This window comes from Paraglaciecola hydrolytica (assembly GCF_001565895.1).
Taxonomy (GTDB): Bacteria; Pseudomonadota; Gammaproteobacteria; order Enterobacterales; family Alteromonadaceae; genus Paraglaciecola; species Paraglaciecola hydrolytica.
Genome location: NZ_LSNE01000005.1, coordinates 739,273 through 749,623, shown reverse-complemented (window position 1 = coordinate 749,623; position 10,351 = coordinate 739,273). Strand labels below are relative to the sequence as shown.

Annotated in this window: 10 protein-coding genes; 3 read left to right on the top strand and 7 right to left on the bottom strand. The window is 42.8% G+C overall.

Translation table 11 applies throughout. The annotated features are described in order from the left end of the window. Window positions 1–85 precede the first annotated feature (85 nt). Together AX660_RS11295 and AX660_RS11290 are read right to left on the bottom strand one after the other, a co-directional pair. The gene (locus AX660_RS11295) at window positions 86–730 is read right to left on the bottom strand and encodes a hypothetical protein (RefSeq protein ID WP_068376510.1); all 645 of its coding nucleotides are present in this window, start codon (window positions 728–730) and stop codon (window positions 86–88) included. Window positions 731–909: 179 nt separating this feature from the next. Further along, a complete protein-coding gene (locus tag AX660_RS11290) occupies window positions 910–1,272 on the bottom strand; it encodes a hypothetical protein (RefSeq protein ID WP_068376508.1) in 363 nt (120 codons plus the stop codon). 612 nt (window positions 1,273–1,884) lie between these two features. On the opposite strand from AX660_RS11290, the gene AX660_RS11285 reads away from it, so the two are divergent. The 3 genes from AX660_RS11285 (at window position 1,885) to AX660_RS11275 (ending at window position 4,653) form a co-directional block, all read left to right on the top strand. Then, entirely contained in the window at window positions 1,885–2,223 is a 339-nt protein-coding gene (locus tag AX660_RS11285) for a P-II family nitrogen regulator (RefSeq protein WP_068376506.1), read from the top strand. Between the two features lie 17 nt (window positions 2,224–2,240). Continuing rightward, window positions 2,241–3,506 carry an ammonium transporter gene (amt, locus tag AX660_RS11280; protein ID WP_068376504.1) on the top strand — a complete coding sequence of 422 codons (1,266 nt, stop codon included), beginning with the start codon at window positions 2,241–2,243 and terminating at the stop codon, window positions 3,504–3,506. Between the two features lie 223 nt (window positions 3,507–3,729). After that, window positions 3,730–4,653, top strand: coding sequence for a Dyp-type peroxidase (locus AX660_RS11275; protein WP_068376502.1), 924 nt, complete (start codon window positions 3,730–3,732; stop codon window positions 4,651–4,653). Window positions 4,654–4,662: 9 nt separating this feature from the next. Here the strand turns inward: AX660_RS11275 and AX660_RS11270 are convergent, their stop codons facing one another. The 5 genes from AX660_RS11270 to AX660_RS11250 all read right to left on the bottom strand — a co-directional run bounded on the left by AX660_RS11270 (window position 4,663) and on the right by AX660_RS11250 (window position 10,230). Continuing rightward, on the bottom strand, window positions 4,663–5,754 hold the full coding sequence (locus AX660_RS11270; protein WP_068377135.1) for an adenylate/guanylate cyclase domain-containing protein: 1,092 nt from the start codon (window positions 5,752–5,754) through the stop codon (window positions 4,663–4,665). A gap of 82 nt (window positions 5,755–5,836) precedes the next feature. Beyond that, window positions 5,837–7,132 (bottom strand): glutamate-1-semialdehyde 2,1-aminomutase, encoded by a 1,296-nt coding sequence (gene hemL, locus AX660_RS11265; protein WP_068376500.1) that lies wholly within the window; start codon window positions 7,130–7,132, stop codon window positions 5,837–5,839. A gap of 30 nt (window positions 7,133–7,162) precedes the next feature. Continuing rightward, the gene (locus tag AX660_RS11260) at window positions 7,163–8,167 is read right to left on the bottom strand and encodes an aspartate carbamoyltransferase (protein WP_068376498.1); all 1,005 of its coding nucleotides are present in this window, start codon (window positions 8,165–8,167) and stop codon (window positions 7,163–7,165) included. 91 nt (window positions 8,168–8,258) lie between these two features. Then, entirely contained in the window at window positions 8,259–8,735 is a 477-nt protein-coding gene (locus tag AX660_RS11255) for a GNAT family N-acetyltransferase (protein ID WP_068376496.1), read from the bottom strand. 58 nt (window positions 8,736–8,793) lie between these two features. Further along, entirely contained in the window at window positions 8,794–10,230 is a 1,437-nt protein-coding gene (locus AX660_RS11250) for a DUF3300 domain-containing protein (RefSeq protein WP_068376495.1), read from the bottom strand. Window positions 10,231–10,351 lie beyond the last annotated feature (121 nt).

Below are 10,351 nucleotides of genomic sequence, written 5' to 3'. Positions count from 1 at the left end.
TTGTGGATTTTCGAGCTGCAAGTGAAAGAAACAGCGGTTTTGCTTTAGCTTTAGCTAGAAACTCGGTGCTCGAAACAGTTGTTTTTTACTGCTGTAACGCGGGTAATTCAGCGGTTTTGTTGAGCCTTTTCTGAATAAAGGAATCAAAAGGTGGAGGCTCACTACATTTAACTGCTCCGCCCATTATCCCCATGACAATGGCTATCGTCTGATTGGTTGCAGAGCTACAATCCACACTGGTCGTGATTTTTTGTATAAATTTTTCTTCTTCTGTGACAAAACTATCCTGAGGTTTGCTTAACAGTGTTGGCGAAGTTAACTGCCGACGATATTCTGTTGCCGCCTGTTTTGCGAGTTTATCTAACTTGTCTTGTTGATAATTATGTAGTTGACCCTTCACCAAATCTTGCACTGGCAACGTATATTGATTTTTGCTGGTCGATTCGACTGGTTGTTTGCTTATTGATGATGGTGGTGGAGCAATGGTTTGCACAACCTTTTCTTCTGGTTGCTCTGCTGGTGTTTCTGCTTCGACTAATTCAAGCTCTTCCTCTTCTTGTCCAGGAAGTACTTCTGCTTCGATGGGCTCAAGTACTGTTTGCTCAGGTTCAAGTTGGGGGGGCTGTTCAATCTCAACGGCAACAGGAGGAGTGTAATAATAAAGCGTAGCGCTGATGGGACGAGGTTCAATTTCTTCGTGTAACTGCTTCTTGTTTGCGTGTTTACTCATATACAACAGGCTAAATAGCAGGACGTGAATAAGTACTGAAACGAATACGGTAAGCACCAATTTGTGTTTTTGTAGCATTGGCACTTAACGAATTTACTCAATAACAATGAAAACATGATTGCATAGAGCCAATATTACCCTAAAAGTTCCCTGTTGCGCAGGCCCGTCACTATAGACGTTTAGAGTAATTTTAATGCGGCCTCTTTGGATTCACATACGTTGACATGCCAACTACTGTCACTAAATATATTTTCACATAGTTTGCTTATGTTATTTGCTCTGCCAGGGTTAACTAAAATAACCAATTGCATGTTTTTCGCTTTTTGTGGATCTAATTTGCTCATCAGTAACAAACCTTGAGTATCTTCCGCTGTCAATTCAGAGCCTGTTACATTACTAAAGTCTAAAAATAAAACGTTTTTGCCAAGAATAGCTTCACGGTAGTGTGGATCCCGATACATAAAAATGAGATCAATGGCGCGCAAATTACCCTCAAATATCACCGATACACAAGTGTCGTTTACGCTTATTTCATATTGCATAGCTGATCCTCTTAGTAAAAAACTAAGGTTGTATTGCCTACCTCGTTAATTTTATAACAAAAAGCTCGGTCAGCAAGTTTAAGTGATTTAGTCGGAAAACAACGACTGCTAAGTTTGAATTCAGTGATGACTCGGTCTGCGTGCACTAGCACTTTAGCTTGCTTGGTTATATACCCAAACAACCTGAAGAAGCGCCGTACCGGTGGGTTTAAATCCGTTTTACACTGCGTTAAATACTTTCGATTTAGTCCACTAGACCTTCAAGCATTTGCCTTGTCTAAAACGGATTTAATTCCCACTGAATCCTGTATCTTCAAGTAGCTTGGGTATATACCCTTCATCCTTGAAACTGCATGCTTGTTGGTTGTACTCGTTCGCCGCCGTTGTGCAATTCTAATGATAAGGGGTATGCACAGTCATACAAAACACCTTAAGCACCAAATTGGTTCAAAATACATTTAGTGAACCAATATCGTGCAAAAAAACAACTAAAGCTTCTGTTATTTTAGTATAAGTATTTGATAAATATAATAAATAATTTGTGGCATAGGACTTGTTGTGTTTTCTGCAGCGACTTGCAATACAAAATCAAAAAACACTGGGAGCAACACCATGAAATTAGTAACAGCGATCATTAAGCCTTTCAAGCTTGATGATGTGCGCGAAGCAATCTCCGAAATAGGCATTGATGGTTTGACAGTTACTGAAGTTAAAGGCTTCGGTCGTCAAAAAGGTCATACAGAACTTTATCGCGGTGCAGAATATCAAGTTGATTTTCTGCCTAAAGTAAAGCTCGAAATTGCCGTACAAGATGATCACGTTGAACGTTTAGTTGAGGCCATAGTGTCTTCCGCTAAAACCGGAAAAATCGGTGACGGTAAAGTATTCGTCTATGACTTAGAGCATGCCGTACGTATTCGTACTGGTGAAATCGATGGCGAAGCCATTTAGTAGTTAAGGAGATAACCATGGAAATTACATTCGAATTGGGCTATGCCCTCGACACATTTTACTTTTTAATTTGTGGTGCGTTAGTGATGTGGATGGCGGCTGGTTTTACTATGCTGGAAGCCGGTTTAGTCAGAGCTAAAAACACCACTGAAATTTTAACCAAAAACATCGCGCTTTATTCAATCTCTTGCATCATGTTCATGATTTGCGGTTATTCAATAATGTACGGTGGACCTGATGGTTTACATGCTGCAACGCCCTTCCTAGATGGCATATTAGGTGACGGTGTGGCTGCACATGAAGATACTTATTCACCCGCATCTGACTTTTTCTTTCAGGTAGTGTTTGTAGCAACGGCCATGTCTATCGTGTCTGGCGCTGTCGCTGAACGTATGAAGTTATGGTCTTTCTTAGCCTTTGCTGTGGTAATGACGGCCTTTATCTACCCAATGGAAGGTAGCTGGACTTGGGGGGGCGACGCCGTATTTGGTATGTACACTTTAGGCGACCTTGGCTTCTCTGACTTTGCAGGTTCAGGCATTGTCCATATGGCTGGTGCGGCTGCCGCTTTAGCTGGTGTATTGTTGCTGGGTGCTCGTAAAGGCAAATATACTGCTGACGGTAAAGCCAATGCTATACCTGGTGCAAACTTGCCTATGGCGACTTTAGGTACCTTTATTTTGTGGATGGGTTGGTTTGGTTTTAACGGTGGTTCAGTGTTAGCACTCGCTAGTGTTGAAAGCGCCAATGCAGTTGCCGTAGTATTTTTGAATACTAACGCAGCAGCAGCTGGTGGTTTGGTTGCAGCACTTATCATGGCGCAAATATTGTTTAAGAAAGCCGATTTAACCATGGCCTTAAACGGTGCGTTAGCTGGTTTGGTAGCAATTACTGCAGAACCTTCGACTCCTTCTCCACTGCAAGCAACCTTATTTGGCGCAATCGGCGGTGTCTTAGTTGTACTGAGTATCTTAGCCTTAGATAAAGCGAAAATTGATGATCCAGTCGGTGCTATCTCAGTACATGGTGTAGTTGGTTTATTAGGCTTGTTATTAGTACCTATCACTAATCCTTTAACTGAAGATGGCGGAGCTTCTTTCTCTGGTCAACTTATCGGTGCGGCAACTATCTTTGTATGGGTATTTGTAGTGAGCTTGGTGGTTTGGGCGATTCTTAAAGCCGTGATTGGTATTCGTGTCAGCGAAGAAGAAGAGTTTGAAGGTGTTGATATCAGTGAATGTGGTTTGGAAGCTTATCCAGACTTCGCTATCACACGTAACTAATTAAAACGAATAAAAGCATAAAATGAGTTAAATGGGATAATAATAAGAAACGACCCATTGGTAGCAGAGGGGAAACCCTCACTATCTCCGCCAGGATGGCCATAGCCCCGTATATTACGGGGCTTTTTTATGTCTGCTTAATCGAGTCTTTTACAGTGCAATCATCTTTAAAAAAGTCAATAATACCCTACAGTTAGCTCAGTAAATTGGTAAACAGCCACGTATGACCCAAGCTCAAAAAGGCATTTGTGCAGAGCCTAATTTGCACGCCCTCTATTTGATCTTAAATGTGATAGATGATGATGATCAGGCTATGCGGTCTAAGCTGGCTTATATTCTGGAGCTGTTTACTCACTACGATGAAGAGCACTATGAAGCCATGGTTTCAGGTATCTTGGCAGTTGGTGCACATTATTGGCACGAGCTTTATCCTGGTTTGATCCCCCTTGAGTTAGCCCCCTTTCCTGATATGCATTGTGAAGATCGTAATGCGCCTGTTTCACCCGGTGATTTGTTTATCCAAATTCGTGCCGACAGAATGGATATTTGTCATGCTATTGGTATTGAGATTTGCCAGATATTGCAGCCTCATGTCGATCTGCTGGAAGAAGTGAGGGGGTTTCGTTATCTGGATGGACGTGATTTAACCGGATTTATCCAAGCTACCCATAATCCCAAAGGCATGCATAAATTTGCGGTGGCGGTGGTCGGTGATGACGATCCTGACTTTGCTGGAGGCAGTTATCTGCATGTGCAAAAGTATCAATTTAATATGCCTAAATGGCAGATGTTACATGAGTCTAGCCAAGAGGATGTGATGGGCTGTGCCAAAAACAGTAATACTCCTTTTGAGCCTTCTCAGTTGGCGGATTATGCTCACGCTAAACGTAGTAATTTTAGTGCTGATAACCAAGAAAAAATTACCTTGTTGCGACAGGGTATGCCTTTTGGTGATATGACAGTACAAGGTACTATGTTTGTCAGTTGTGCAAGCAGTCCACAGCCCTTCAAAAAAATGCTCAGAAGTATGATTTTTGGTACTGAGCAGGGCATGTATGACAGGTTGTTAGATTATATGAGCGCAGAATCTGGCGGCGCATTTTTTGCGCCTTCAGTTAATTTTATTAAACAACAAGCCAAATCCTAAAAACTACCTTTAAAGTATCAGGGCGCCATCCCAGTTTGGTGGTAAGACGCTTTTTTGGAGGAGTTCACATTGTTTAATATGGTGAACAACTAAGTTGTCATCTGGATTAATCACCAGCGCCTGATGAAAATAATCTAGGGCCTGTGGCCATTGTTGCAGAGTACGAGAGGTAATGCCTTTAGCAATGAGATCAGCATTGGCCAATTTTTGACGTTGAACACTGGTGGGCATGTGGTCGATTATTTCATAGATCTCAATAGGCGACTTACGCCCTTTGACTCTCACCCAATCCAATATACGGTAGTTAAAGTGTTGCTCTGCCTCGGCTACTTCTAGCGCTTTAGCGCTCACCACTATATCGCTCTGGTAAAAGGGCGCTAGGGCTTCAAGACGATAGGCAATATTGACACTGTCGCCAATAACCGTGGTATCCATTCTGTCATCCGAGCCCACAGTACCAATTATAACTGGGCCAAAATGTATACCTATGCCAATGTTAATGGGGGGATATTTAGAATTACTGCGATGCTGGTTGTAAATGCTAATGGCATAACGTAAATCTAAGGCCGCTCTGATGGCGTCTTGTGCTTTATCACGGTTTTCACCATTAGGGCGGTCAAACAAGGCCATGATGGCATCACCGATAAACTTATCAATAAAGCCGCCATTTTGATGAATGGGATCGTTCATACGCAAAAAATAGGAATTCAAAAAATTCATCAATTCTTGCGGTGACATAAGTTCGGATAAACCAGTAAAACCACGAATATCGCAAAACAAGATCGCTAATTCGTCTTCATCCGCGCGGCCTAACTCTAACGATGAGGAGCCATGTTTGGCAAAATGATCAACAAACTGTTTGGGCACAAATTTACGAAAGGTTTGATTAAGACGCATGGCCTCATCGGCTTTATCTTTAAAACGTTGAATGGTTTGCTCGGTTTGCTCGTCTTCAAGGCTCCGTGGTGGTGGAATAATGAAGGGCTTAGCCACTTTTTCAGCGGGTGAAAGTCGACGCAATAAAATAATCAACAGAACAGTGTAAACTGCCAGCACAGCGAGCAAAAACAAAGTAAAAGGTTGTAATACTTGTTCTAACATCTTTTCCATTTCATCATTTTTGCTCGTCGATCGCTATTTTCATCTGTCAGTATTAAGTGGCATTGTCGTTTCAAGCTCGGTACTACAGGGTTTGTGCTGCGACACTAGCAAGTACTTTATCAGCTATGGCTAAAGTTTGCTCTATGATCTGCGTGTCATGGGCGGCTGACACAAAACCCGCTTCATAAGAGGCTGGTGCCAGATAAACTCCGTGCTCCAACATGCCATGATAAAACAGATTAAATTGGGTGTTATTACAATTAATTGCCTGTTGATAGTTGGTCACTTTTTTAACATCGGTAAAAAATAAACCAAACATACTGCCTGCATAGTTAACCGTCATGGGGATCTTGTGTTTTATCGCCAGCGCTTTAAAACCTTCAGCGAGAGTCTGTGTGCGCTCAGTTAAGCTTTCGTACAAACCTGGTTGCTGAATCGCTTGCAAAGCTGCTAAGCCGGCAGCCATCGCCACTGGGTTGCCTGATAGTGTTCCGGCTTGATACACGGGACCTAAGGGCGCTAGACATTCCATAATATCGCGGCGGCCACCAAAAGCACCAACGGGCATACCACCACCAATGACCTTGCCTAAACATGTTAGGTCAGGAGTGATAGCATATTTTTGTTGGGCGCCACCTAAGGCCACCCTAAAACCTGTCATGACTTCATCAAAAATTAACAATGCACCGTATTGGTCACATATATCCCGTAGGCCTTGCAAAAATCCTGCAACGGGCGGAATACAGTTCATGTTACCGGCCACAGGCTCAACGATAATGCAGGCAATATCGTCAGGATGCTGGGCAAACGCTTGGGCAACCGAGTCGAGATTATTAAATTCTACGGTAAGGGTATGTTGGGCAAAGTCAGCGGGCACACCAGGAGAACTGGGTACACCAAAAGTAAGAGCCCCTGAACCTGCTTTAACCAGTAGCGAGTCCGCATGGCCATGATAACAGCCTTCAAATTTAAGAATTTTATTGCGATTGGTGTAACCACGGGCTAAACGTATCGCACTCATGGTGGCTTCGGTTCCAGAATTGACCATACGCAGCATTTGCATAGAAGGCACTAATTTATTCACGGTTTCGGCCATAACCACTTCAGCTTCGGTCGGCGCGCCAAAACTCAAACCATGCTGGGCTGCATCAATTACCGCTTGTCGTATAGCAGGATGATTATGCCCGAGCACCATCGGCCCCCAAGACTGCACGTAATCGATATATTGTTTGCCATCGGCATCAACTATATAAGCACCGTCGGCTTTGCTAATAAACGGAGGTGTGCCACCGACAGCTTTGAAAGCTCTGACCGGAGAGTTAACTCCACCGGGGATATGCTGTTGGGCGCGATTAAATAATTCGATAGATTTTTGCATTTTAATTTCTTCTTATTGAGGGCTTTGTGCCTAGTTTTTTACGTGCCAATGCACATCGCGATCAAATTTATGCACTATACCCTCAACCCCTAAGGTCAAGGCAAAAAGTGCCATACGGACTAAAACACCATTATCTGTTTGTCTGAAAATAGCCAAATTTGGATTAAGGTTTAAGTCGTTGTCTAGCTCATTAGCTTCAGCTCGTGAATCACGAGGCAGGGGGTGCATGATGACGGTTTTAGACTGAAAGTGTTTAGTGTAAATAGACTGATTTAAACGAAATTTACCACGGTATTGGTTAGCTTCTTCTTGTGATGGAAAACGCTCTTCCTGAATACGAGTTTGATAACAAATATCCGCATCTAAATAACCTTCGAGTTGCTCGGTAATGGTATATCGATGGCCGGCATTTTCAATGGCAGCGATTATCGCCGTGGGCATTGCCAGCTCTTTAGGGGATATCAGGGTAAAACGTATATTTTTGAATAAACACAATAACTTAGACAAAGAGTGAACTGTGCGGCCATATTTTAAGTCGCCTATCATCGCGATATGCATGCCATCTATATTGCCACCATGGTAGGTCAGTTCTTTTTGTATGGTATACAAGTCTAACAAGGCTTGGGTGGGATGTTCATTAGCTCCATCACCACCATTAAGTACTGGCACTCGGCTACCTTCGGCAAATTCGGCTACTGAGCCAGAAACCGGATGGCGCATGGCGATAATGTCTGAATAACCACTGAGTACCCGTGCGGTATCATATAACGACTCACCTTTAGCCAATGCTGAGTTACTCATGCCAGTGGTTTCGCGCACATCGCCGCCTAAGAGGTTAAAGGCAGAGCCAAAACTGACTCGTGTTCGAGTACTGGGTTCAAAAAACAAATTACCCAAAATAGCACCGTCTAATACCGTGGTACGTTTTTGTCTTTTGGCATAGGGCAACATCTGATTGGCAATGGTAAAGACCTTTTCAATGGCTTCACGATCAAACTGACTAACGGAAAGGATATGACTGCCTTCAAACTTCATAAAATAGCATGCTGCGCGAGTGGAAAGTGTTAGGCATTTTAGCAAAGTTCAGTGGCTAGTGGCTTGAAAAAATAGACTTTTTAAAAGTTATTTATATGGCTGTAACTATATCATTGAGCTTGAGTGTCATAAATTTACTATTTGGATCCTTAGTGTAAGAGGCAAAAGGGCCACAAAAATCAAAACCATGACCTTGGTACAGTTGGATTGCGGGATTGAAAAACGCTTGTGAACCGGTTTCGAGATAAAGCTGTGTAAGGCCAAGTAGTTTGGCTTCATTAATAATATGTGTGAGCAAACTAGCTGCTACACCTTTGCGCAAATGTTGTGTCGCTGTACGCATCGATTTAATTTCTGCTTGTTCGGGATTGTGGATTTTTAGCGCGCCACATCCGAGAAGGTCATTATCTTGCCAAGCACACCAGAACTTAATGTCTGGTGCTTTGAGTTTACTCAGATCTAAGGCGTGCACACTTTCAGGCGGTGAGGTGCGATACATATCATCTAAGTGTTGTTGTAATAAAGCAGCCACGGCAGGGCTGCTTAGGTCGTCCAAGGCTATTATCACAATGTTTGCTCATATCGGTTTTAATGGATCTTAATATGAGCCACATGTGAAGAAAAGCTTAGTCTTTTACCCTGCGCTCAGTTTTATTGGACTGTGTGCTTTTGTTACGACTTGCATCATTGTTTTGCCGTGAGGAGCTACGTTGACGATTGTTGTCAGACGATGTCTCACGGTTACTTTGATACTGCCTTTGATTATTTTGTTCAGACTTTTGTTCAGTGCGCTGTTGTTTAGTCGATTCAACGTGCTGTTCTGATTTAACAATACGCTGGCGCTCTGCTGAAACCTGATTATTCCTGTGCTGATCACGCTGACGATTATCCACAACTCTAGTTCGTTGTTGATTGGTGCTTTGATCGACTAAACGTTGTTTATCGTTATGCACTTTAGTTGCTTTGAGTTGCTCTTGCACCTGAGTAGAACGTTGTTCATTGTGCAACTGGTTACGCTTAACTTGGCCTTTTTCTGCAGGATAACGATTAATATCCAGTACCCGTTGTTTATCGATCTGCTGACGCTTTTTAGTAGATGTTTCACTAGAGTTGGTCACAAAACGATTAGGATTAGTTTGTATCCGAGAATAATCTCGACTTACCACTCTACCGTTCGTCGTGTAATGCACACCTCTCCTATGGACTTCATTGTGTTGCCATCGAGAATACTCTCGGTTACGCACCACTTGACGATAAGTATCATGTGACCAATTGCGCTGGGCACGTGAACGATAGTCATAATCTACATAAACATAACGGTCGTGCCATCTAAAACCACCATAATAAAATGCTGGTCTGATGTAATAACGTGGGCTCCAATAGACGCCATTGTGCCAAGCATAGTGACTGGGCGAGTGCCAATAATAAGGAGGATAAGCCTCCCACCACCAGTTTCCATAAACCACGCGGGTGTCATAATATGGCACATAAATCACTTCTTTTTGCACAGTTTGGATAGTGATTTCGTTGTTATCTTGTGCCACCTCGACATATTCATTATTTTGCAAATTACCTTGGGCATAAGCTTTTTGACGAAGGTTTTGCACAGTGGCAAGTACTTGTGCTTCGTTACTTAAAAAGGCATCACCTAAACCCTGTAACCAATCCAAGTCCTCACTGAATTTTTGCAACAAGTCATTAAAAGGCACCAAGGCTTTTACACTGGGATCCCAGTCTTTATCCTCAACCGCATTTAAGGCTTGATCTTCATCTAGGTCTTTGTTTGCTTCACGCCAGCGAGCTGCTTGGATAATTTCCAGCGGATAGGTTGCAGCAACAAGTATGTGGGATAACAAGGTATCGGGATAAAGAGCAATAGGCGCCAGCATTTGATCGAGTTCAGCTTGATTTAGCTCAACATTTTGCTGTTCGCTGGTGAGTAAGGAGTCTTCACTGGCTACAATTGTTTCTTGCGCCTGAAGGCTAATAGGCACAAAACTCAACGCCGCGAACAGGGTCACTAAGGACATAGCTCGTTTGAAATTGACTGTGGGCTTCGACATATTCGTATCCTACTTAAATGGCCAAGTAATAAGTTACTTGGCTAACTTAGGCTTAGTTATAAGCCTAAGGTGCTTAACCAAAACTGAATGCAACATTAAGCTAGTATACTTTTTAGGATTT